Source organism: Ruegeria sp. CDSB086 (genome assembly GCF_059611065.1).
The window spans coordinates 62,097-85,947 of record NZ_JBXWOV010000012.1; the positions used below are offsets into that span (position 1 = coordinate 62,097).

Consider the following 23,851-nt stretch of genomic DNA (forward strand, 5'->3'; position numbering starts at 1 on the left):
AGAGATTCTGCTATTCCACCAAGATTGAGATACAAAGTCCTGTTCTTCGCCTATGCTGTGCTGATCTTTATTGCCTACATGCAGCCGTTAGATCCGCAATTGTTCGAACCAAACACGGACAGAAAAGCCCTCTTATTGTTCATTCAAGGCTTGTTTCTGCTCGTTTGGATCATCCCAGCCGCACCCATGTGCATTGGTGGGCTTGCCTTGCTGGGGATGTGTCCAATCTCGCGTCTTCTAGCAGTATTTCTGGCGATCTCGTCAGTTGTGATTGGACTACTGCTGACACTGGCATCCGGCGTGCTCGCCTTATTTTCGGACACTCAGCTGTTGCATGGGATCAGCTTAACGATCGCGATTGCATCGAGCTTTCTCATTTGGTCGGGTCGTGATGGGAAGCCAAATCCATCACGGACTGCGAAAATCGGTATCGAACTCGACTCTGATCGCGCTCTGGTCCCTGCTGACGATTCCGATGCTCTTGTTTCAGGCACGGTTGATCGCGGACGGTTCGCCCTATTGCATCGCCGAGCATTCAAAGAATTCTCCGATCGAAACCCTGCACGGGCTACGTGGATTCTCATTCTACACAACAAAAACCGGATACAAATCGACGTCTGAATGGTACTTTCACGGTTTGATGCTCGTAGATCATCCGGACGATCAAAGGGTTTACAATTGGTCTCCAAGGCATTGGCGTTTCGATCTTGTAGAACGCCCGGACGCACTGATCGAACCGGTCAGAAACGCCTGCGTTGCTAAGTAAGTTCTACTGCGCCGGATGCGATGGCAAATCCGGCATCGGCACCCAGCGTGGCAATTCATCCGGGGAGACCGAGACATGGAGCTTCTCTGACCGGTCGCGGCCCACCTTGCGATGCTTCCGCAGCAGAAAAATTTTACCCCAGCCACGCCAGGTTCCGACAGAACGGGCGGAGGTATCCGTCGGGAACCGATCACGCCAACCCTCAGGTAGCGGAAGACCATGCAGTTCTGCCTTATCCAGCATCCAGACCAGAGAAATGTTGCTGAGGGGACGGGCCTCTTCAAAGCCGTTCAACTGGCCACCCACATCACCGTGAGTGCCACGGAACCAAACTTGTTCGACATGGCCTTTGAATTCGGGCGTACATTTCCACAAGACCGGCTCAAACACTTCGCGAGTCTCGTCCAGTGCCATTGCGTGGTACCCGTGGCGCGTCGCCGGTCCAAGCTGGTGGGTGTGAAAGGCGTGACGCTCTTCGGCCCAGCGCCACAGTAGCGGCAGACGCATGCCCAGCGCTTTGACCGTATCCCAGACGCCAACCATCTCAATCGACACATCTTCGTGACAAAACTGCCTCCGGAACTCGGCCGCAGCCGACCCGCTGGCATTGCATTCATAGTGCCGGTAGGCCTGTTTGATGTTGCGCACAGTGGCATGTTCGGCCTTGAGCAGACCGATCATGTCAATCACACCAGCCAAGCTGCGCACACCGTAAGCGCCGCGTGAATAGCCGATGAAATAGATACGGTCGCCGGGTTTGTAACGTGAAGCGAGATAGCCATATGCGCGGCGGATCTGGCGGTTGATGCCCCGCCCCATCATCACGTCTAGCGAGGACTTCCAGTTTTCCCATTGCACACCAGATTCGTAAAAGACGGACACTTTGCTGCCCATTTCGCGGCATAGTCGCAGGGTCTGGCCCGCATGGGTTTCATAGCCCGGCTCCAACGTCGACATGGTGCCGTCCAAGATAATCACGTGGCTGACGGGCTCGCGGTGAAGCGCCTCGGCGGAATGCTCGGACCGTAAGGGCCGTCCGAGCCATCCCAGTACCTTTCTACTCAGCCGCGACAGAACCATACGTCAACAATTCCCATACTTTATGAGGTGTGAAAGGCATGTCCGCCTGCCGCACCCCGTAATCCCAGAGCGCATCCTGAACCGCGTTTGCCACCGCGGCCAGCGCGCCCACGGTGCCGGCTTCTCCGCATCCTTTCATCCCCATCGGGTTGGAAGTTGACGGAACCGGCGCCGAGGTAAACTTAATCATGGGTATCTCGGCCGCGCGGGGCAAGGCGTAATCCATCAACGAAGCCGTGAGCAGTTGCCCCTGCGCATCATGCACAACACACTCCGTCATTGCCTGACCGATACCTTGTGCCACCCCGCCATGCACCTGCCCTTCGGCCAGCATCGGGTTGATAAGATTACCGAAGTCGTCGACGACAGTATAGCGATCCACCCAGGTTTCACCGGTGTAAGAATCAATCACGACTTCGGCAACATGTGCGCCATTGGGATAGCTGCGCGCATCCAGATTGGCGCTGGCCTCGTGACTTAGCAGGTCGGCGCGCCCATCGGCGCGGGCCATCTCCGCAGCCTCGGTGAGCGTCGGCGTCAGGTTTGATCCCGGCGCGCGGAAGGTTTCATGGTCGAAACGCACATCACTTTCCTCCACCCCCATCTTATCCGCCAGATACGGCGTGAATGCGGCGATCATGACGTCAATTGTCGCCAGCGTGGCCGTACTTTGCACCGTGACTGAACGTGACCCGCCAGTCCCGCCACCATGTGGCAACTGATCGCTGTCACCCTGGACCACATTGATCTGGTCCATCGGAACTCCGGTCTGGTCTGACAGGAATTGCGCATAGACCGTCTCATGCCCCTGCCCGTTCGATTGGGTACCGACATAAAGGTTCACCGTGCCATCCTCGCAGAACTCGACTTTCGCGTTTTCCGAAGGGTCACCCAAAATGCTTTCGATATAGTAACACAAGCCCCGCCCCCGGATCAGGCCACGCTCCGCATCTGCAGTTTTTCGTGTCGCGAACCCCTGGGTCTGGGCATCTGCTCGGAACAGGACCATATCGAAATCACCTACGTCATAGATTTCGCCGGTCGCGGTTTTGTAGGGGAAATTTTCCGGCCGGATGAAATTCCTGCGGCGCAACTCCCAAGGATCGACGCCCAGTTGGCGCGCGGCGCGATCCATGACACGTTCCAGAACATAGATCGCCTCGGGCCGCCCTGCCCCCCGATAGGCGTCGACTTGCGTGGTGTTGGTATAGAACCCCTCAACCCGCAGATACGTCGTTTGAACGTCATAAACCCCCATCAACACCTTGCTGAAAAGACTGGTCTGGATCGCTTGCCCGAAATGACTGCTATACGCACCCAGATTTACCTTGCTGTGCACACGGTAGGCCGTGACTTTCAGGTCCTCGTCAAAGGCGAGCTCAGCCAATGAGGTCAGGTCGCGACCGTGATGATCCGACAGCATCGCCTCGGATCGGTCAGACATCCAATGAACCGGCTGCCCGAGTTTCATCGCTGCAACTGAGACGCAAAAATACTCAGGGTACGGCATGACCTTCATGCCGAATCCGCCACCCACATCCGGAGTAGTGACACGGATCGCCTCGGGTTCCAGCTTCAGCTTTTGCGCCAACTGCCCCCGCATCGCCCAGACGCCTTGCCCACCATAGGCAAAGTGCAAACGTCCATCGACCCAATTGGCCTGACATCCCCGTGGCTCGATTGAGGTGATGATCACGCGGTTGTCGGCCACATCCAGCGAAACGGTATGCGCGGCGGCCTGAAAGGCGGCATCGGTTGCTGCTTCATCCCCCAACCCCCAATCAAAAGCACGATTGTCGGCGACCTGATCATGCAGTGGTTCACCACCGGCTTCGACATCCAGTTTTGCGGGCAGATCATCTGTGTCCATCCAGATCATCTCAACAGCATCTCGCGCCTGCAACAACGTGTCTGCGATCACGACAGCCACAGGTTCGCCAACAAACCGGACGCGGTCTTGGGCCAGCATATGCCTGTCGGGCGCAAGGGTCTGAGAGCCATCGCGGTTCTGCACAGTTGCTGCATTCATCACAGTGTCGATCCCAGCCGTCGAGAGATCATCCAGCGTCATGACAAGGCGCACCCCTTCCGCTTCACGCGCGGCATCCAAATCCAGCGCCGTGATCCGACCATGGGCAACCGGGCTGCGAAAAAAAGCTGCGAACAGAGCATCTCCGGGTACATCATCGTCCATGTATCGTCCGTGCCCGGTCAGAAACCGCTGATCTTCTGTCCGTTTGACGGGCTGGCTTTTGCCGAACTTTTCCATGCGATGATCCTCCTGCGATGGCGACCGTAGCCCGCCACAAGACGATGTCCAGTCGAAGAGGCAGCTCCCTCGTGTCTTGCCAGTCATTTTTTGGTTAACCTACAGATCATCACATGGGCACATGACAGCGTATTTCCATTCACTGCCCCGCTGACCAGCGGCGGCGAAGCCACCCACGACGTGTATGTCTGTGCCGACGCCCGCGCGGGCATGGTACGGAACGGCCCCGGCCTCGTCATGCGCTACGCCGATGACAAACTTGCCTCAGAAAGGCATATGGGCGTCCTGAAGGATGCTTTCGGTGATCATCTTGAGACGGTGGAACTTGACGGCAACGACCACTCATTGCTGACTTTGGATTTCCATGAACCGGCCTACCAGTGTGTTCAGGACTATTTTCGCGCGCGCTTTGCCCAAGCCGAATAGCATACAACCCTTCCCCTTCCCTTACGCATTCGCTATTGCAGGCGCTGACCCGAATTTGTTGACGCAGGACGCATCCTATGGCGATGGAAAAGACATTCAACGCGGCCGAGGCTGAGGCCCGCATTTATGAGGCCTGGGAACAGGCCGGGGCCTTCAAGGCAGGCGCGAACAGATCGCGCGACGAAAGCTTTACCATCATGATCCCGCCTCCCAACGTGACGGGCGCATTGCATGTGGGCCACGCGTTCAACAACACCTTGCAGGATATCCTGACCCGCTGGCACCGGATGCGCGGCTTCGACACGCTTTGGCAGCCCGGTCAGGACCATGCCGGTATCGCCACCCAGATGCAGGTCGAAAAGATGCTGGCCGCCACCCAACAGCCCAGCCGAAACGAGCTGGGTCGCGAGGCGTTTCTGGACAAGGTTTGGGAATGGAAGGGCGAATACGGCGGCACGATCATCGAGCAGCTGAAACGTCTTGGCTCCTCCTGTGACTGGTCGCGCAACGCCTTCACCATGGCGGGCGCACCACGCGATCCGCGCACCGGGCATGAAAACTCGGCCAACTTCCACGACGCGGTCATTAAGGTCTTCGTCGACATGTATGAAAAGGGCCTGATCTATCGCGGCAAGCGGTTGGTCAATTGGGACCCGCATTTCGAGACCGCGATCTCGGATCTGGAAGTCGAGAATATCGAAGTCGCCGGCCACATGTGGAACTTCAAATACCCGCTGGCAGGTGGTGAAACCTACACCTATATCGAAAAGGATGAGGACGGGAACGTCGTTTTCGAAGAAGAACGCGATTACATTTCGATTGCCACGACCCGCCCCGAAACCATGCTGGGTGACGGCGCGGTTGCGGTTCATCCGTCGGATGAACGGTATGCGCCAATCGTTGGGAAACTTTGCGAAATCCCGGTTGGTCCGAAAGAGCATCGCCGTCAGGTCCCGATCATCACCGATGACTACCCCGATCCTGATTTCGGCTCGGGTGCGGTGAAGATCACTGGTGCACATGACTTCAACGACAACATGGTCGCCAAGCGCGGCGGCATTCCGATGTACCGCCTGATGGACACCAAAGGCGCGATGCGGGCAGATGGTGCGCCTTACGCCGAAGAGGCGGGCAAGGCGCAGGAATACGCACGTGGTCGCGCGTTCACCGAGAACGAGATCGACGCGATTAACCTCGTTCCCGACCATCTGCGAGGTCTCGACCGGTTCGAGGCGCGCGCGAAAGTGGTCGAAGAGATCAACGCCGACGGTCTGGCTGTGATGACCCGTGCAGATGACCCGGTTCTGGGCACCAAGCTGGGCGAGGATGAAGATCCTGCCGCACTGGTGCCGCTGGTCGAGAGCAAACCGATCATGCAGCCCTTCGGCGACCGCTCGAAAGTTGTGATCGAGCCAATGTTCACCGATCAGTGGTTCGTGGATGCCGAAAAGATCGTCGGCCCCGCGCTGGATGCGGTCAAAGACGGCACGGTCAAGATCATTCCCGAGTCGGGTGAGAAGACCTATTACCACTGGCTGGAAAACATCGAGCCCTGGTGCATCTCGCGCCAGTTGTGGTGGGGGCACCAGATACCGGTTTGGTATGGTCTGGATTTGTCTGCAGAGAAATTCATCGATGACGAAAATGATGGTGACCTGGATCTGGTCGAACTGGGCCGGTTGCTCAATGAAGGTGGCATGTTACACCGTGGCAGCGTCATGGAATGTGCGCCTACTTTTGAGGCGGTCACCGAAAAATTCCTCAATGACAATGCCGACATTCCCAGCCCGCTGAGCCACGCAACTGTTGTTGAAGTTTCAGACAAACACGAGGCGATCCATCGGTTTGCTGAAAGTCTCGCTCAGTATGCCGTCGAACAAGACCCAACCAAACTGATCTATCCGGTCTGGCGCGACCCCGACGTCCTCGACACATGGTTCTCCTCCGGCCTCTGGCCAATCGGCACGCTGGGCTGGCCCGAGCAGACAGATGAGCTGGAACGCTACTTCCCTACGGACGTTCTGATCACTGGCGCGGACATCCTGTTCTTCTGGGTCGCCCGGATGATGATGATGCAACTGGCCGTGATGAACGAGATCCCGTTCCACACTGTCTACCTGCACCAGCTCGTCCGTGACGAGAAGGGCAAGAAGATGTCCAAAACCACCGGCAACGTCATCGACCCGCTGGAAATCGTGGACGAATTCGGTGCCGACGCGCTGCGCTTTACCAACGCCTCGATGGCGGCGATTGGCGGCGTGCTGAAACTGTCCCGTGAACGCATCACCGGCTATCGCAACTTCGGCACCAAGCTGTGGAATGCTGTCCGCTTTGCCGAGATGAACGAGGTCTTCACCGACGCCGTTCCTCAACTGGACGTGGCTGACCTGAAGCCCAAAGCTGCGGTGAACCGCTGGATCATCGGCGAAACCGCCCGCGTGCGGGAAGAGGTCGACGCGGCGCTGGAAAGCTATCGCTTCAACGACGCGGCCAACGGGCTGTACGCCTTTGTCTGGGGCAAGGTGTGCGACTGGTATGTGGAGCTGTCCAAGCCCTTGCTGCAAGGCGATGATGCCGAGGCCCAAGCCGAGACCCGCGCGACCATGCGTTGGGTTCTGGATCAGTGCATGGTCCTGCTGCACCCGATCATGCCCTTCATCACCGAAGAGCTGTGGGGCTTGACCGGCGACCGCGCCAAAATGGCCGTCCACGCCGATTGGCCAACCTATTCTGCCGCCGACCTGATTGACGCGGATGCGGATCGTGAGATGAACTGGGTGATCTCGGTGATCGAAAACACCCGCTCGGCCCGTGCGCAGATGCGGGTTCCAGCCGGCCTCTATGTGCCGATGCTGGTGACCGAGATCGACGCCAATGGCCAAGCCGCGTGGGACCGCAACGAGGCGCTGATCAAACGTCTGGCGCGGATCGACAGCCTGACCAACGCGGATGAGTTGCCCAAAGGTACGATCTCGATTGCCGCCCCCGGCGCCTCTTTCGGCCTGCCGCTGGCGGATATCATCGATATCGGAGCGGAAAAGGGACGGCTGGAGAAAGCCAAGGGCAAACTGGCCAAGGAATTGGGCGGTCTGCGCGGACGTCTGAATAACCCCAAATTCGTGGCTTCGGCCCCGGAAGAGGTTGTCGCGGAAGCCAAAGCCAACCTTGCCGCCCGCGAAGAAGAAGAGGCGAAACTGAATGAGGCCCTCGCCCGTTTGGCCGAAATCGCCTGATCTTCAGAATTTCGCAAATACTCAAAATCTAACACCCGCCGCTCACCCGGCGGGTTTTTTTGTTCGGTGACGTATTTCACCTTGTTTCTATCCGCTTGCGATTGTTAGCAATCTCTGCAGACAACTCCGAGGAAGTCATGGTGCGCCCTTTCCCTCCTGTGCAGACAATTTCGACTGGCCTTGTGGTGGCCGTTGTCGGCTTTTTCAGCTCTTTCCCGATCGTGCTGCAGGGCCTTATTGCAATGGGCGCCTCGGAGGCTGAGGCGGCCTCGGGTTTGATGATGGCCGCGGTTGCAATGGGGGTGACGGCGATTGTGGTCAGCCTTTGGTACCGGCAGCCGATCAGCGTGGCATGGTCAACACCTGGTGCCGCTCTGCTGGCGGTCTCAGCGACCCCATTGGTCGGATTTTCTGATGCAGTTGGTGCATTTCTTTGCGCCGGAGCCCTGACTGTTGTTGCCGGATTGTGGCGTCCGCTTGGACGGCTTGCGGCCGCAATCCCGACAACACTTGCACAGGCCATGCTGGGCGGGGTTTTGCTGCCCTTGTGCATCATTCCGTTCAAGGCGGCAGTTGAGCTGCCCTGGCAAGCGCTGCCGGTCATTTTGACGTGGTTTATCGCCGGGCGGATCAATCGGTTGATCGCAGTTCCTGCCGCAGTGGTCGCCGCGGCAATTGTCGTTGTTCTTAACGCCGGTGACAGTTCGGTCCGGCCCGAGAATCTTGTCGCCGCCCCTGTCTGGACCTTCCCGACATTTTCGATCGCATCGGCGATCGGGATCGGCATCCCCCTGTTCATCGTCACCATGGCTACGCAAAACATCCCCGGCATCGCCGTCATGCGCAGCTTTGGGTATACGCCAATTGCTGGAAAGCTGTTCTCCGCCGTCGGAGGAGCCAGTATTCTGTCTGCCCCCTTTGGCGCTCCGGCCACGTGCCTTGCCGCAATTACTGCTGCGATGTGTTCAAACGAAGACAGCGACCCGGACCCGAACCAGCGTTACTGGTCTGCGGTTATGGCAGGCCTGTTTTACTGCGTCTTTGGCGTCTTTGCCGTGGCGATCACCGGGTTCGCGGCCCACGCCGACCCATTGCTCATGGGTACACTGACCGGCATTGCCCTGATCGGTGTGATGGCAAACGCGACCTTTGCCGCATTAGAGGTTCCCGCCGAACGCGAAGCGGCGATTCTGACATTCGCCATCACCGCATCAGGAATCACCGTCTTCGGCCTGGGCGCTGCAGTCTGGGGTTTGGCCGCAGGTGGTATCGCCTATCTGGTTACCAACCGATCCAGATGACAGCTTTCCCCCGCTGTGCTGGTCGGGTACTATGAACCTATGTTTGGATCGCTCGGAAAACTGGTCGAACGCCAGATCAAAAAGGCGCAAGCCGAAGGTCAGCTAGAGGGGCTGGAGGGCGAAGGCCAGCCGCTGCCTGACCGTTCGTCCGAGGCTCAGACCGATCCGGCCGTCGCCGCCGGTCATCGGATCATGGCGCAAGCAGGCGTTCTGCCCGAAGAGTTCAGCATCAAGAAAGAATTAGATGCCGCGCGCAAAACCTATGCGTCGCAGTCCGACGCTGACGAGCGTAAGGTGACTATGGCTAAGATCGCTGAGCTTGAGATGCGATACAATATGGCCCGTGATGCACGACGGGCTTTTATTCGTTAATTGCCGGGTGCAAATGCCCTGCTGGACACGGAAATCGAGTTTCCCGACGGATCCTTGGCATTCGCGAAACTGTAGCCATCCGCCGAGTGGATCGGACCGAATTTCAGCCCGTGCTGCGCGGCTTGTTTGCAAAACTCGGCAACGTCCGCGACATCAAAAACGATTTTGACCGCCGCTTGCCCCTGACGGGCGGCCTTGCTGGCCGGATGCAACAACAGGCGCAGCCCGTCCTCGTCCGGCACAAGCTCTACAATCCGGTCCCCTTCCAGTTGGCGGGCTGCATAACCAAAATGCGTCTTATAGAAATGTACCATCTTGTCGATGTCTTTGGTGTACAGGATCAACCGTGTGACAGGTGCCGAGATCATTTGAACTCTGGCTTGCGACCTTGCAAATTCGCCGCGATGACTTCCATCTGGTCCGGTTTGCCGATCAGTTCCGCCTGCTCTGACGACTCCTCCAGCAGCACCTCTGTGCGGGGTTTGGCTTCCGCAACCTCGATCAGGCGCTTGGCCGCGCGGATGGCCGAAGGGCTTTGACCAGCGATGTCTTCGGCCAAGGCCAATGACTCGGTCAGTGGGTCATCCGACAGCTTGGTAACCAGCCCCCAGTCCGCTGCCTGCGCGGCACCGATGGGGCGGGCCGAATAGGTCAACAGGCGTAAAACGTCCGACCGGACCAGCTTTGGCAGCAAAACCATACCGCCCATGTCGGGGATCAGGCCCCACTTCATCTCCATCACGGCGAGTTTAGCCTCGGGATGTGCTATCCGGATGTCGGCGCCCAGCGCAAGTTGCAAACCGCCGCCATAAGCAACACCCTGAATGGCACAAATGACGGGAACGGGCACGCGTTGCCAAACCAGGGCAACTTCCTGCACCTCATTGGCGTCCTTGTGGCTGCGGGTCATCAACCATTCGGTCGGGTCCGTTTGCGCCATGCTCGCAAAGCTGGCCATGTCCAGACCCGCGCAAAAGCTTTTGCCTTCACCCGATAGCACCACCGCACGGGCATCCGAGGCAGCGACCTCCTGCCCCGCAGAAATGACGGCCTTTATCATCGCATCATCCAGCGCATTCATCTTGTCGCCGCGCGTCAGAGTTACGTGCGCGATGTGATTTTTGTATTCGACGGATACTCGTGACATCTCAGGCCTCTCAATTCCGGTTAGGGGTACAATGCCCCGATGGATCAGGCAGTTCCACCTCAACGTTAGGGCAGATTTGACGCAGGCATGCGCCCGAACCAGGGCGAATCCAATGTCATGACGTAGAAATGTCCTCCGGCCACCTTGCCACCCGTGGTGATGCCCAACCGACCCCCGGGGTCTTGCAAGGTCTGCAGGATGTTCCCGTCGCCGTCAAACTGCACCATCATCCCGCGATGGATCGGCGCAGGCCGCACCGTCGGTCCCAGTCGCCAGATCACCTTGCGCAAGAACGGGTATGGCATCAGTGCCTCGCTTGGCACGCGCGGGCTGGCAAAGGCCATCCAATACGTACCATCACCCTGTGCCTCGATGTTGTCGGGATAGCCTGGGAGATTGTCCATCAGGACCTCTTGCTGCCCGGCCTTCGGGCCTGTCAGCCAAAGCTTGTGCACCCGGGCGCGCCCGGTTTCGGCGATCAGCAGAAAATCCTCACCCGGCGACAACGCGACGCCGTTTGTGTAGACAAAGCCTTCGGCCAGTTTCTCGGTCGTGCCATCGGGCGCGTGACGGGCAACGTAACCTGTGTCCGATTGCTCCCAGATGGTCAGTACCGAAGTCGGTTTGGTCCCGCCCATCGTTTCGGGATCGAACCGATCGGACGAGTTTGAGAAATAGATCGTCCCATCCTTCGCCACGTCCAATTGATTTGCATAGATCACCGGCGCGCCGTTTATCTCGGACACCACTGGCTGCAGCGTACCGGGGCCTGTCCATCGCATGATGCCGCGGAAACTGTCGGCGATATAAAGCACCCCATCCGGACCGACCGTCAGCCCCAAGGGCCGACCGCCGAGATCGTCAACTTTCACCGGGACCTCGTCGTCTATTCGGTACAGTGCCCCGGACAAGCTGGTCGTGTACACGGACCCGCCCGGCATGATGGCAATGTCTTCGGGGCCTTTCTCACCGTCAGGCAACGAGATCAGCTCCAGCTGGTCCAACGTATTGTTCTCCGCGAAGTCACCAGTGAAACCCGGTGCTTCGGGTGGGGTCCATGCCACCGGTTGAACCGGGACCGGCCAGAAAACCAGATAGGCGAGGCCGACAATCAACAAGCCCAAAACAATGCGCATGCGCGCTCCTCCCTTTAATCGTTACGCGAACAATGCGGAGCAGCATCCTGCAACGCAAGCTTGCCTGTCGTATGACCTTACGTTTATCTGCCCCCATGACAGAGCCACGCTATACCCCGCTTGCCAAATCCCTGCCTGCAACCGTGCCGTTTGTTGGCCCCGAAACGCAGGAACGCCAGCGTGGCGCGCCATTTGTGGCGCGGCTGGGCGCAAATGAAAGCGTGTTTGGACCCTCTCCGCACGCCATAGCGGCAATGGCAGAAACGGGGATCTGGATGTATGGCGATCCGGAAAACCACGATCTGCGCGCTGCATTGGCGGATCACCATGGAATCGGGCCGGAAAACATCGTGGTTGGCGAAGGCATCGACGGGCTGTTGGGTTACCTGGTGCGGCTACTGGTCGGATCCGGAGACGCGGTTGTCACCTCAGATGGGGCATACCCGACCTTCAACTACCATGTGGCTGGGTTCGGCGGAACGCTCCACAAAGTGCCGTATCGCGACGACCACGAGGATCCGGCGGCGCTGTTTGCCAAGGCGGGTGAAGTGGATGCCAAGCTGGTGTATCTGGCCAATCCTGACAACCCGATGGGTAGCTGGCATTCCGGAGCGGATATCGTGGCGGCGCTGGACGATCTGCCCGACGGGTGCTTGCTTGTATTGGACGAGGCCTATGTGGAATGTGCGCCTGAAGGCACCGCCGCCCCTGTGGCAGCAGACGATCCGCGGGTGATCCGGATGCGAACTTTTTCCAAGGTGTATGGCATGGCGGGCGCGCGGGTTGGCTATGCCATAGGCGCACCCGGCCTGATTTCAGCTTTCAACAAGGTGCGCAACCATTTCGGAATGAACCGAGCCGCGCAGGCCGGTGCGCTGGCCGCACTGAATGATGCCGAGTGGCTAAATAATGTTCAGACCAAGATTACCGAAGCGCGTGACCGGATTGGCCATATTGCACGAGAGAATGGTTTGGCGCCCTTGCCCTCGGCCACCAACTTCGTTGCCATTGATTGCGGGAAGGATGGGGCCTTTGCCAAGGCGGTTCTGGACTCGCTGGTTGCGCAGGGCATTTTCGTGCGTATGCCCTTTGCCGCACCGCAAAATCGCTGCATCCGCGTCAGCTGTGGCGAGGCAGCCGATCTGGATGCCTTTGCCACAGCATTGCCAAAAGCGCTTGCCGAGGCGCGGCGTTAGGTCTTCGACGCAAGCACCGCAGCTGCAGCTTCTAACGCGCCGTTGCCGCGAGGGATATCCAGCGCGGCCAAGGCTGTTTCCACACCGCCCAAAGTAGCCATAACCATCTGGCCGTTGACGTGACCCATATGGCCAAGACGGAAGCATCCTTCCCAGTCGTCCATCCCCAGACCAATACCAAGGGTCAACCCCATTTGGTTTTCAGTGAACTCGCGCAATGGCGTGCCGCGTCCCTCGGTTAGTCGCAAGGCGGTGACAGCATGGCTGCGATGTTGACGCTCCGCAACATTCAGATGCAGCGCGTCACCTTGCGCCCAGGTTTCACATGCTTCCCAGATGGCCGTGGCAAGGCGCTCGTGACGCGCCCAAACCTGCTCCATCCCTTCGGCATGGATCATGTCCAAGGCCGCGCGCAAACCGTAGAGGTGATGGGTTGGCGCGGTGCCGTTGAAATACTGATAGAACAACTCGGGGTTGTATCGTGGCTGCCAGTCCCAATACTGGGAAACTCGTGGCATAGCGGCCCGTTTGGCCTGTGCCTTGTCATTGAAGAAGACAAAGCCGGTGCCAGCGGGTGTCATCAGCCCCTTCTGGCAGGCCGTAACTGTGACGTCGACGCCCCAGGCATCCATTTCGAACCGGTCACACCCCAGCGAGGCAATGCAATCCGCCATCAAAAGCGCCGGGTGGTCCAGATCGTCCAACAAGGCGCGTAGTGCTGGAATGTCGTTCCGGATTGAACTTGAGGTGTCCACATGAACGGCAAGTACCGCCTTGATCATGTGGGCTTTGTCGTCACGCAATGCCTCGGCAATACGGTCAAAATCCCACGCCGAGGACGAGCCGAAGTCGATTAATTGAACGTTGGCGCCGATGCCCTCGGCCATCTCGGCCCAGCCATGGGTAAATCGGCCAGATGCGGGGGCTAGAACCGTTTCACCGGGTGCGATGACGTTGGACAGCGCGGCTTCCCACGTTCCGTGGCCGTTAGAGATATAGATAGCAACGCTATGCTCGGTCCGCGCCACGCGACACAGATCGCGGGTCAGCGACGGCATCATCTCGATCAGCTCGCCCTCGTAGATATTCGGTGACGGGCGGTGCATGGCTTGCAACACCGCGTCTGGAATGACCGAAGGTCCTGGAATCGCCAGATATTCGCGCCCTTGCGCCAGGGAAATGGAGTTTGTCATGGGATCAACCTGTATGAATTGACGCCCACCCTAGCGCAGCTTTAAGCGGCGTCAATCCATCAGCTTGGAGGCCGCGCGCGCAAGGTTTTCGATACCGGCCCAATCCCCATCAATGACCATCTTTTTCGGCGCAACCCAGCTTCCGCCCGCGCAAACCACATTGGACAAGGACAGGTAATTCTTTGCATTTTCGGGCGACACACCACCGGTCGGACAAAACTTGATTTGCGGCAACGGTGCGCCGATCGCCTTCAACGCCGGTGCACCACCCGATGCTTCGGCCGGGAAGAACTTGAGCATGTCATAGCCCTTTTCCAACAGACGCATCGCCTCACTGGCTGTGGCGGCGCCGGGCAACAAGGGCAAGCCTTCGGCCTCGCAAGCCGCGATCAGAATGTCGGTGGCACCGGGCGAGACCCCGAATTGCGCGCCTGCCTCTTTCGCGGCGCGCACATCTTCGGGCGTCACCAAAGTTCCTGCGCCGACGACGCCGCCCGGAACATCCGCCATCGCGCGGATCGCGTCCAGCGCGGCGGGTGTGCGCAGAGTAACCTCAAGCGCGGGGAGGCCACCTGCGACAAGCGCCTCGGCCAAAGAGCGCGCCTGAGCCGCATCATCGACGACAAGGACAGGAACAATGGGCGCAAGTGCGCAGATTTCACGCGTGCGTTGGGTTTTGGACATGGGTCAAACTCCGAAAATACTGGCGCCGGTGTCTGCTGATCCGACGTTTTGGCGGAAGGTAGCGAACAGGTCACGCCCCACGCCGTGTTGGTTGGCCGACAGATCAGCAGTGGCAGGGGCACGGTCCAGAACCCCGGGGGTCAGAATCTCCAACTCACCCTTCACCGCATCGACGCGCAAGATGTCGCCATCCTGCAGGTAAGCGATCGGCCCGCCATCCAGCGCCTCGGGGCAGACATGGATCGCCGCAGGGACTTTGCCGGACGCGCCGGACATACGACCATCGGTTACAAGCGCCACCTTTTGCCCGCGGCCCTGCAAGATCGACAGGATCGGCGTCAGCGAGTGAAGCTCGGGCATGCCATTTGCTTTGGGTCCCTGGAACCGGACAACAACGATGACATCGCCGGTGAACTCTCCGGCCTTGAACGCGGCTTTTGCTTCGTCCTGATCATGGAACACGCGTGCAGGCGCTTCGACAACCTGATGTTCCGGGGCGACGGCCGAAACCTTCATCACGCCGGTGCCCAGATTGCCGGTCAGACGCGACAACCCACCAGTGGGTTGGAACGGGTCTTTCGCCGGACGGACGATTTTTTCGTTCAGACTGTGGCCAGCCCCGTCTTCCCAAACCAGTTCACCGTTCTTCAGCTTCGGTTCTTTGGTATAATTCTGCAGCCCCTGCCCTGCGACGGTTAGAGTGTCGGGGTGCAGCAGCCCGTCTTCCAGTAGCGTTCCAATGCAGTACCCAAGACCACCCGCTGCGTGGAAGTGGTTCACGTCTGCCAGACCGTTCGGATAAACCCGAGCAACCAAAGGCACCACGGCGGAAATGTCAGAAAAATCCTGCCAATCCAACACGATACCACCTGCCCGCGCCATTGCGATCAAATGGATCAGCAGGTTGGTCGACCCACCCGTGGCCATCAGACCCACGATGCCGTTCACAAACGCACGCTCATCCAGTACCTGATAGACTGGTGTATAGTGGTTGCCCAGCGCACTCAGCGACAGGGCGCGGCGCGCACCTTCCTCGGTCAGCGCATCCCGCAGAGGCGTGTTGGGATTCACAAAGCTGGAGCCTGGCAGGTGCAGACCCATAAATTCCATCAGCATCTGATTGGTGTTCGCGGTGCCATAAAAAGTACAAGTGCCCGGTCCGTGATACGCGGCCATTTCAGCGGCCATAAGCTCGTCACGGCCGATCTCTCCTGCGGCAAATTTCTGGCGAATCTTGGCTTTTTCATCGTTGGGCAGACCGCTGGTCATCGGTCCGGCTGGCAGGAACACAGCGGGCAGGTGGCCGAACGCCTGTGCGCCGATAATCAAACCGGGTACGATCTTGTCACAGACGCCCAGGAAAACGGCCGCATCGTAGGTGTTATGGCTCAGCGCCACTCCGGTCGCCAGGGCAATGACGTCACGCGAAAACAGAGACAACTCCATCCCCGCCTCGCCTTGGGTGACACCGTCACACATGGCTGGCACGCCACCCGCAACTTGTGCAGTGCCACCTGCGGCTCGGATCGCATCGCGGATCAGGCCGGGATAACGCTCGAACGGCTGGTGGGCGGAAAGCATGTCGTTATAGGCGGTGACGATGCCCAGATTACCGGCCGTATCAGTGGCCATAGCTTGCTGATCCTCGCCCGCACCGGCATAGGCATGGGCTTGACCGCTGCAAGACAAATGCGCGCGCGCTGGTCCTTTGGATCGGGCATGCTCCATACGCTCAATATGCGGGCCGCGCAGTCCGGCGCTGCGGTCGATGATGCGTTGAGTGACGTCGGTGATGACTGTATTAACCATGATTATCCTCCGATCTGACGCCAGCGGCGCCCATCGCGATGCATCAGCATCAGTGCTTCTTCTGGGCCGGAACTACCCTGATCATATTTTGCGGGGCGATCTCCACGCTCTTCCCAACTGTGAATAATGGGATCAACCCAGGCCCAGGCGGCTTCGGCTTCGTCGCCGCGCATGAACAGGGTTTGGTCGCCGCGAATGACATCCATTACCAGACGTTCATAGGCGTCCGGCGATTGCGCCTCATCCCCAAGCGCCTCGGCAAAACTCATGTCCAGCGCAACATCTGACAGGCGGAACCCGCCCTGCCCCGGTTCTTTGATCGTCGTGCGCAGGGTAATACCTTCGTCCGGTTGCAGGCGGATCACCAGCACGTTGCCGTGCAGCGGGCCGACATTGGGGAAAATCGTATGCGGCGGATCCCGGAAAAACACCGCGATTTCGGATTCGCGAGCCCGCAGGCGTTTTCCAGTTCGCAAATAGAACGGCACACTGGCCCAGCGCCAATTGCCGATATGGGCCTTTAGAGCGATGTAGCTTTCGGTGCGGCTCGCGGGGTTGCCAACATGATCCAAGTAACCGTCGCCGCCCTTGCTCGAACGATATTGACCGCGTGCGATGTCAGACGGCGCAACGGGCTCCAGCGCCTCAATCACCTTGACTTTCTCATCACGCACAGCGTTGGGCGAAAATTTGGACGGAGGTTCCATCGCAGTCAGGCACAGAAGTTGAACAAGGTGGTTCTGCACCATGTCCCGCATCGCACCGGACTGATCGTAATAGGCTCCGCGCCCTTCGACGCCAACAGTCTCTGCCACTGTAATCTGAACATGATCGACATGCGTCGCGTTCCAGAGAGGTTCAAACAGGGAATTGGCAAAGCGCAGCGCCATAAGGTTCTGCACCGTTTCCTTTCCCAAATAGTGGTCGATCCGATATATCTGATGCTCTTCAAAGCAGGCTCGCAGCCCGGAGTTCAGCGCCTTGGCCGAGGCGAGGTCGTGGCCAAAGGGTTTTTCGACCACGATACGGCTGTCGGGCGTCGCCATGCCATGATCGCTCAGTCGTTTTGCGATGCCAGAGAAAAGGCTGGGGCCAACTGACAGGTAGAACGCGCGCACAACGTCAGGACGCAAGGTTTTGGCAAGGTCTTTCCAGCCGGAGTCCCCCATTGCGTCAACGGGAACATATTCAACATGGCTTAGAAACTGATCCAGAACGTCCTTTTTGAACGCAGGCGCAAATTCTTTCATCGAGGCGCGTATTTGGTCACGGAACCCGTCACTGTTCATGTCGGACCGCGCCGTGCCGATGATCTTTGCGTCTTCGGGCATCTGGCCGACTTCGAACCGATGATAGAGCCCGGGCAAGATCTTGCGCTGCGCCAGATCGCCGGTCGCGCCGAATAGCACCAGATCGAACGGGTCTACCGGGATTACGCGTGAAACCATCTATGGGCTCCTTCAAATCTGCTGGCATCACTCAGACGCAGTTATCACTGGTCCTTGTGATGCAAGCATTGTTACCGCTAACATTCAGGCACTGAATAGGGAAGCGCAACTGGAAAATCAACCCTGATTCCGCAACCACTCCATTACCGAGGATCGAACCGATTGGTCTCCACGATGGCGGGCGTCAGCGATGATCTTACGCAGTGACTGCAGATCGGCGCGCAACAGCACGCTTTTGACCGGGCCTATCGACGCAGGGCGCATAGACAGGGTCCGAATACCCATGGCTGCCAGACAAAGCGCCTCAACCGGTCGCCCGGCATCCTCGCCACAGAAAGACAACGGCGTGTTCGAGATATTGCAGCGTTCGACAATCCGTTCGATGAAGGTCAGGAAGCTGACATTCAGCGTGTCATAGCGTCGACGCACCAGCTCGTTTTCGCGGTCAGCGGCAAAAAAGAACTGTTTCAGGTCGTTGCCCCCGATCGAGACGAAATCGACCTCGTCAAAGAACTTCTGCGGGGCAAAGGCGAGAGACGGCGTTTCCAGCATTGCGCCAACTTCGATCGATTCTGGCAGCACATGACCAAGGCGCTTTTCGCGTTCGATGGTCTTGTTCACTTCCCAACGTGCCTCACGGTATTCTTCGGCCTGCGCCACAAACGGGAACATGATTGTCAAAGGCCGCCCATTGGCTGCACGCATCAACGCCTGCAACTGCATCCGCATAACGCCGCGCTTATCCAGACCAACGCGAATAGCGCGCCAGCCCAAAGCCGGGTTGGGCTCTTCGACGTGCTTCATGTAGGGCAGAACTTTGTCCGACCCGATATCCAGTGTGCGGAACACCACGCGCATGTCGCCAGCAGCATCCATGACGCGCTGATATTGTGTCACAAGCTCGGACCGCTTGGGCATCTGATTGCGGATCAGGAACTGAAGCTCGGTGCGGAATAGGCCCACACCCTCGGCCCCGGAATTGCCCAACGACGGCAGATCCGCCATCAGACCCGCGTTCATAACCAGATTGATCCGTTCACCATCGCGCGTCACTGTCGGAGTATCGCGGATCGAGGCATAGCGTTCCTGCGCTTTAGCCTGCATTGCGATTTTATCGCGAAACGCAGAGACAACCGTATCTTCCGGACGCAGTTGGACCATACCCTGATCGCCATCAACCAGAATATGATCTCCGTTCAACGCCTCGGTCGTGATGTGCCCAACGTGAACCACCAGTGGAATTGCCAGGGCGCGAGCCACAATCGTTGCGTGGCTACCGACCGAGCCTTCCTCAAGAACGATCCCTTTCAACGAGCGACCATATTCCAACAGATCCCCAGGCCCGATATTTCGGGCAACCAGGATCGGATCGGGTGGCAGGTCGGCCCCGTTGGTGCCCCCCTGCCCGGTCAGAATGCGCAGCAGCCGGTTGCTGAGGTCATCCAGATCTGCCAGCCTTTCCCGCAGATAGGGGTCGGTAACCTGCCCCATGCGCGCCCGCGCTTGCGACTGTTCTTTCTCAACCGCCGCTTCGGCGCTAAGGCCCAGGGCAATGTCCTCTTCCATCCGGCGCATCCAGCCTTTGGAATTGGCGAACATGCGATAGGCTTCCAGAACCTGCAATTGTTCCTTGTCACCGCCCTGCGAAATCTCAAGCATCTTGTCGACGCCCACGCGCAGCTCATCCACGGCCTCGTTCAGGCGTTCACGTTCGCGGTGGGGATCGTCGGCAATCGGGTTGGTGACGACAACACGGGGCTCATGCAACCAGACATGCCCTTCGGCAGATCCTTCCTGTGCTGGTCCCCCCTCAAATTGCACCGATTGCTGGTGCCGGGGTGAAAGCGCTGCGCCCTCGCCCACAAAGGCACCAAGCTCGGTCATCTCGGCCAGAACCATGGCGACCACTTCCAGAGCATAGACCTCGTCGGCTGAATACACGCGCGCATCACGGGATTGCACGACCAGTACGCCCAGCTTTTCACCCAAACGCTGGATCGGCACCCCGATGAAGGACGAGAACCTCTCTTCGCCGGTTTCCGGCATATACCGAAACCCCTTGGTCGAAGGCGCGTCTGCGGTGTTCACAACCTTGCCGGATTGCGCAACATGACCCACAAGCCCTTCACCCAACCGCATACGTGTTTTGTGAACCGCCTCTGGCGACAACCCTTCAGTCGCGCAAAGCTCAAGGGTGTCGGCATCCCGGAACAGGTAGATCGAGCACACCTCGGCCCGAATACTGTCGGCAATCAGATGCGTGATCCGGTCAAGACGTTCCTGACCGGCGGCTTCACTCGCCATCTCTTCGCGCAGCCGCCCCAGCAGCTTGCGGGATTCAGTTTCGGTGCCTTCCGCCATATCCCACCCAAATTACGGAATCAGGCGAGACCTTTGGCTGAAATGCTCAGGCCGCCTTGTCCAATTCAAAGGCATCATGCAGTGCCTGAACAGCAAGTTCCATGTATTTCCTGTCGACTAGGACGGAAATTTTTATCTCGGAGGTTGTAATGACCTTGATGTTGATCCCCTCATCCGAGAGTATCTTGAACATCTTGGCCGCCACGCCCGACTGCGAGCGCATACCGATACCCACGACCGAGACCTTGCAGACATCCTGATCCGCGACCAGTTCGGCATAATTCAGCTCACCCGCATCCTTGATCGCCAGCAATGCCTGTTCGGCGCGGGCCACCTGATCGGTGGGGCAGGAAAAGGTCATGTCCGTGCGCCCTTCGTCCGAGATGTTCTGCACGATCATATCGACATTCACGCCCGCATCGCTAAGCGCGGTAAAAATGATCGACGCGATGCCCGGGCGGTCAGCCACCGAGACAACGGTCATCTTGGCTTCGTCGCGGGAATAGGCCACACCGGCCACAACATTGGATTCCATGATATCCTCCTCATCGCAGACCAGCGTACCAGCCTCGTCGGATTGTTCCTCAAAACTTGAGAGAACGCGCAGTTTCACCTTATACCGCATCGCCAATTCGACCGAGCGGGTTTGCAGCACCTTTGCCCCCAACGAGGCCAATTCCAGCATTTCCTCGAACGAAATACGGTCCAGCTTGCGTGCCTTCTCGCAGATGCGCGGGTCGGTGGTATAGACACCGTCAACATCCGTGTAGATGTCGCACCGCTCGGCACCGAAGGCGGCGGCAAATGCCACGGCGGTGGTGTCCGACCCACCCCGGCCCAAGGTCGTGATACGGCCTTCGGGGCTGATGCCCTGGAACCCGGCGACAACGGCAACCTTCATGCCCTCGCCAAACTTCTGGTTCAGGTTATCGGTCGGAATTTCTTCGATCCGGGCCTGGCTGTGGGCGCTGGTGGTCATCAGCGGAACCTGCCAGCCCTGCCAACTGCGTGCCGGGACATCCATTTCCTGCAGCGTCAACGCCATCAGACCAGCCGTGATATTCTCACCCGAGGAAACGACGGCATCATATTCACGCGCATCATATAGCGGTGAAGTTTCATCGACCCAGCCCACAAGCTCGTTCGTCTTGCCGGACATGGCCGACACGATGACGATCACGTCATAGCCCTTCGCCACTTCGACGCCGATGCGCTTGGCTGCGCGGCGGATACGGTCAAGGTTGGCCACCGAAGTGCCGCCAAATTTCATCACGAGTAAGGGCATGGGGGCAAGTGTCTCCGCGCCTTGGATTTCTGGTCCCGTGCGTCTTATGCGAGGGGGGCCGCAAGGGCAAGAGTTCAAAACCAGTCGGATGGCCGCACCTGATCGCTTTACAACCGACCAAGAGGCTGTCAGCCTGCAACTCGCATTTATTCCCAGAGGTTCTCCATGATCCGCGCTGCCGCAGCCCTCGTCCTTTTATCCTCATCCGCCTTTGCACAGGTCTCAACGCTGGCTGCAACCGACGGCAAGAATGCACTGGGTACGGTGCCCTGTGCCAAAGGCGGAGCAGCGCTGAGCAGCTGCCACGCCGAGCTGCGACACCATGACGATGGGACCACGACCTTGGCAGTGGGGCTGGGCGGCGCCGAAGTACGCAGCATCTATTTCACCGATGGCGTACCGACCTCCAGCAGCTCACCGGCCCGGATCAGTCACGAAACACGGGGTGACCTGACAGTGGTCTTCATCGACCCCGATGAAGTTTACGAAATCCCCACGGCGGCTTTGAAACGTCAATAATCGTGCGGCTGACCGTCCCAGGTTTCAAAACACCCGGTCGTGGCCAGTGACAGTGACTCAAAGCGGCAAAGCAGCCCATTTGTTGCCTGATCCACAGTGATCTCAGCCTGAGTGCCGCCCATATCCGTCTGCACCCACCCCGGATGGTAGATGCCCACCGATATACCATCTGCACGCAGATCAGTGGCCAGATTCCGCCCCAAATTCAGGGCTGCTGCTTTGGACGCGCGATAAATATAGCTGCCACCGGGCGCGCGTGTGTGCGACGCCATCTGCGACGACAGGATCACAACTTTGCCTTGCGCTGCCCGAAGATTGGGCAAAAGCGCCTGCACGGTTAGAAACACGCCCGTCACATTGGTCGCAAAACTCTGCGCCCACATGTCGGCAGGATAGCCGTCTATTCCGTGGCCTTTGTCCAGATAGACCCCGGCGTTGCAGATCAACAGATCAACCGGACGACCCGCAAGCCCTTCTGCCATAGAAGCCTGCTGCTTCGGGTCTGTCACATCCAGTACAAGCTGCGCACTGGAATCCCGTGCGGTTCCGGTAACGTCATGGCCCTGCGCGCGATAACGATCTGCCAGAGCTTGCCCAATTCCGCGATTAGCCCCGGTGATAACGATATGCATGGGTCAGTTCGTTTTACGGGTGGGAAGAAATGGAAGCGGCGAAACCGGCACACCGTCTTCGATCAGCGCTTTGGCTTCATCGGGCTTGGCCTCGCCATAAATCGCGCGTTCGGGCGCATCGCCCAAATGGATCTTACGCGCTTCTTTGGCAAAATCCTTACCGACATAGTCCGAGTTTTCCTCGACCTTGCGGCGCAGATCGGCCAGCACCTTCTCGATATCTGGCGACGGGGTCGCGACATCCACTTGTTTGCTTTGTGGTTCAGTTGTCTGGGCATTGCGGGCCGGACGAACGCGAGGGGTCATGATAGCCTTATCTACTTGCGCGTCACCACACACAACGCAGGTCACCATACCTGCGGAGGCGAGTTTGTCGTAAGCGGCGGCCGATTGAAACCAACTGTCAAATGTATGGTCGCGGCTGCATTTCAGCGAATATTGAATCATGGTCCGTCCATTTTCCGGTAGGCAAATAGATACCGACAGACATGGCAAGATCAAGCCCTTCGCAAGGCGACTCAGTGTAGAATCGGGCCAAGACGGCGTAACAAAAGGGACAGTTCCCGCGATTTCACCAGAGAGGCCGCTTTTTTAGGCGAAACCCATTTTCGCTTTCGTTGGGCCCGTTCAGGAAATTCAGGCGCAATGGACGTAACACAGAGGGGAAAGACATCCACCAGACACAATACGGGGTTCGTACTGGAGCGGGGTTTCAAATATGAGAAACGACCCATGGGCTTGATTGCGCAATTGCCTTTAACCCCAGCCTCTTCCCAAGCTTCTCGTCTGGCGGTTTGCGATGGTGTCATATCCGCGATCAGCCAGCCCTTCGGTATGATCCAGCGCTTGGATTTGCGCGTTGTGATCAGCAAAACCCTGAGCTTTCCGTGTTTGATGCGATAGCAGAGCGCTGCCGATTGATGCTTAAGCCGCAGGTGCTGTTCGCTTCCCCGCAGACACGTCGGTTGCCTCGCACCGATCACGCCGCACCACC

At 58.6% G+C, this 23,851-nt stretch carries 21 protein-coding genes; 7 read left to right on the forward strand and 14 right to left on the reverse strand.

Annotated elements, in window-relative coordinates; all coding sequences use genetic code 11:
• Positions 1 to 24 precede the first annotated feature (24 nt).
• Complete coding sequence (locus tag AC2FIO_RS20575) at positions 25 to 621, forward strand: hypothetical protein (protein ID WP_496699791.1); 597 nt, start codon at positions 25 to 27, stop codon at positions 619 to 621.
• A 148-nt stretch (positions 622 to 769) separates the two neighbouring features.
• Here the strand turns inward: AC2FIO_RS20575 and AC2FIO_RS20580 are convergent, their stop codons facing one another.
• Together AC2FIO_RS20580 and AC2FIO_RS20585 are read right to left on the reverse strand one after the other, a co-directional pair.
• Complete coding sequence (locus AC2FIO_RS20580; RefSeq protein WP_496699792.1) at positions 770 to 1,846, reverse strand: T6SS phospholipase effector Tle1-like catalytic domain-containing protein; 1,077 nt, start codon at positions 1,844 to 1,846, stop codon at positions 770 to 772.
• Positions 1,824 to 4,115: a xanthine dehydrogenase family protein molybdopterin-binding subunit gene (locus AC2FIO_RS20585; RefSeq protein WP_496699793.1), complete on the reverse strand. Its 2,292-nt coding sequence runs from the start codon at positions 4,113 to 4,115 to the stop codon at positions 1,824 to 1,826. The genes AC2FIO_RS20580 and AC2FIO_RS20585 overlap by 23 nt, the downstream gene beginning before the upstream one ends.
• Before the next feature lie 90 nt (positions 4,116 to 4,205).
• Here AC2FIO_RS20585 and AC2FIO_RS20590 point away from each other — a divergent pair, with 90 nt between their 5' ends.
• From AC2FIO_RS20590 to AC2FIO_RS20605, 4 genes are all read left to right on the forward strand, one after another.
• On the forward strand, positions 4,206 to 4,541 hold the full coding sequence (locus tag AC2FIO_RS20590) for a hypothetical protein (RefSeq protein ID WP_496699794.1): 336 nt from the start codon (positions 4,206 to 4,208) through the stop codon (positions 4,539 to 4,541).
• 77 nt (positions 4,542 to 4,618) lie between these two features.
• Complete coding sequence (locus AC2FIO_RS20595; protein WP_496699795.1) at positions 4,619 to 7,774, forward strand: valine--tRNA ligase; 3,156 nt, start codon at positions 4,619 to 4,621, stop codon at positions 7,772 to 7,774.
• Between the two features lie 137 nt (positions 7,775 to 7,911).
• Positions 7,912 to 9,075 carry a benzoate/H(+) symporter BenE family transporter gene (locus tag AC2FIO_RS20600; protein WP_496699824.1) on the forward strand — a complete coding sequence of 388 codons (1,164 nt, stop codon included), beginning with the start codon at positions 7,912 to 7,914 and terminating at the stop codon, positions 9,073 to 9,075.
• Between the two features lie 39 nt (positions 9,076 to 9,114).
• Complete coding sequence (locus AC2FIO_RS20605; protein WP_058272237.1) at positions 9,115 to 9,447, forward strand: DnaJ family domain-containing protein; 333 nt, start codon at positions 9,115 to 9,117, stop codon at positions 9,445 to 9,447.
• Here the strand turns inward: AC2FIO_RS20605 and AC2FIO_RS20610 are convergent.
• From AC2FIO_RS20610 to AC2FIO_RS20620, 3 genes are all read right to left on the reverse strand, one after another.
• Entirely contained in the window at positions 9,444 to 9,815 is a 372-nt protein-coding gene (locus tag AC2FIO_RS20610) for a VOC family protein (protein ID WP_496699796.1), read from the reverse strand. The two genes, AC2FIO_RS20605 and AC2FIO_RS20610, sit on opposite strands and share 4 nt — an antisense overlap.
• On the reverse strand, positions 9,812 to 10,594 hold the full coding sequence (locus AC2FIO_RS20615; RefSeq protein ID WP_496699797.1) for a crotonase/enoyl-CoA hydratase family protein: 783 nt from the start codon (positions 10,592 to 10,594) through the stop codon (positions 9,812 to 9,814). The genes AC2FIO_RS20610 and AC2FIO_RS20615 overlap by 4 nt, the downstream gene beginning before the upstream one ends.
• Before the next feature lie 65 nt (positions 10,595 to 10,659).
• The gene (locus AC2FIO_RS20620) at positions 10,660 to 11,730 is read right to left on the reverse strand and encodes an SMP-30/gluconolactonase/LRE family protein (RefSeq protein WP_496699798.1); all 1,071 of its coding nucleotides are present in this window, start codon (positions 11,728 to 11,730) and stop codon (positions 10,660 to 10,662) included.
• Positions 11,731 to 11,825: 95 nt separating this feature from the next.
• Here AC2FIO_RS20620 and AC2FIO_RS20625 point away from each other — a divergent pair, with 95 nt between their 5' ends.
• Positions 11,826 to 12,926 carry a pyridoxal phosphate-dependent aminotransferase gene (locus AC2FIO_RS20625; RefSeq protein WP_496699799.1) on the forward strand — a complete coding sequence of 367 codons (1,101 nt, stop codon included), beginning with the start codon at positions 11,826 to 11,828 and terminating at the stop codon, positions 12,924 to 12,926.
• Here AC2FIO_RS20625 and AC2FIO_RS20630 read toward each other — a convergent pair.
• From AC2FIO_RS20630 to AC2FIO_RS20655, 6 genes are all read right to left on the reverse strand, one after another.
• Positions 12,923 to 14,119 (reverse strand): pyridoxal-phosphate-dependent aminotransferase family protein, encoded by a 1,197-nt coding sequence (locus tag AC2FIO_RS20630; protein ID WP_496699800.1) that lies wholly within the window; start codon positions 14,117 to 14,119, stop codon positions 12,923 to 12,925. The genes AC2FIO_RS20625 and AC2FIO_RS20630 overlap by 4 nt on opposite strands.
• 51 nt (positions 14,120 to 14,170) lie before the next feature.
• Positions 14,171 to 14,803: a bifunctional 4-hydroxy-2-oxoglutarate aldolase/2-dehydro-3-deoxy-phosphogluconate aldolase gene (gene eda / locus AC2FIO_RS20635; RefSeq protein WP_282120010.1), complete on the reverse strand. Its 633-nt coding sequence runs from the start codon at positions 14,801 to 14,803 to the stop codon at positions 14,171 to 14,173.
• Positions 14,804 to 14,806: 3 nt separating this feature from the next.
• Positions 14,807 to 16,612 carry a phosphogluconate dehydratase gene (edd, locus tag AC2FIO_RS20640; RefSeq protein ID WP_496699801.1) on the reverse strand — a complete coding sequence of 602 codons (1,806 nt, stop codon included), beginning with the start codon at positions 16,610 to 16,612 and terminating at the stop codon, positions 14,807 to 14,809.
• Between the two features lie 2 nt (positions 16,613 to 16,614).
• Entirely contained in the window at positions 16,615 to 18,060 is a 1,446-nt protein-coding gene (zwf, locus tag AC2FIO_RS20645) for a glucose-6-phosphate dehydrogenase (RefSeq protein ID WP_496699802.1), read from the reverse strand.
• A 117-nt stretch (positions 18,061 to 18,177) separates the two neighbouring features.
• Positions 18,178 to 20,421, reverse strand: coding sequence for a phosphoenolpyruvate--protein phosphotransferase (gene ptsP, locus AC2FIO_RS20650; protein WP_113790526.1), 2,244 nt, complete (start codon positions 20,419 to 20,421; stop codon positions 18,178 to 18,180).
• Positions 20,422 to 20,467: 46 nt separating this feature from the next.
• Positions 20,468 to 21,706, reverse strand: a complete 1,239-nt coding sequence (locus tag AC2FIO_RS20655; protein WP_058272246.1) for an aspartate kinase — start codon at positions 21,704 to 21,706, stop codon at positions 20,468 to 20,470.
• A 165-nt stretch (positions 21,707 to 21,871) separates the two neighbouring features.
• Here AC2FIO_RS20655 and AC2FIO_RS20660 point away from each other — a divergent pair, with 165 nt between their 5' ends.
• On the forward strand, positions 21,872 to 22,225 hold the full coding sequence (locus AC2FIO_RS20660) for a hypothetical protein (RefSeq protein WP_058272247.1): 354 nt from the start codon (positions 21,872 to 21,874) through the stop codon (positions 22,223 to 22,225).
• Here AC2FIO_RS20660 and AC2FIO_RS20665 read toward each other — a convergent pair.
• The 3 genes from AC2FIO_RS20665 to AC2FIO_RS20675 all read right to left on the reverse strand — a co-directional run bounded on the left by AC2FIO_RS20665 (position 22,219) and on the right by AC2FIO_RS20675 (position 23,840).
• Positions 22,219 to 22,857, reverse strand: a complete 639-nt coding sequence (locus AC2FIO_RS20665; protein WP_496699803.1) for an SDR family NAD(P)-dependent oxidoreductase — start codon at positions 22,855 to 22,857, stop codon at positions 22,219 to 22,221. The genes AC2FIO_RS20660 and AC2FIO_RS20665 overlap by 7 nt on opposite strands.
• Before the next feature lie 3 nt (positions 22,858 to 22,860).
• The gene (locus AC2FIO_RS20670; protein ID WP_108861745.1) at positions 22,861 to 23,304 is read right to left on the reverse strand and encodes a DUF1178 family protein; all 444 of its coding nucleotides are present in this window, start codon (positions 23,302 to 23,304) and stop codon (positions 22,861 to 22,863) included.
• A gap of 71 nt (positions 23,305 to 23,375) precedes the next feature.
• Complete coding sequence (locus AC2FIO_RS20675; protein ID WP_472724204.1) at positions 23,376 to 23,840, reverse strand: NUDIX hydrolase; 465 nt, start codon at positions 23,838 to 23,840, stop codon at positions 23,376 to 23,378.
• Positions 23,841 to 23,851: the final 11 nt, after the last annotated feature.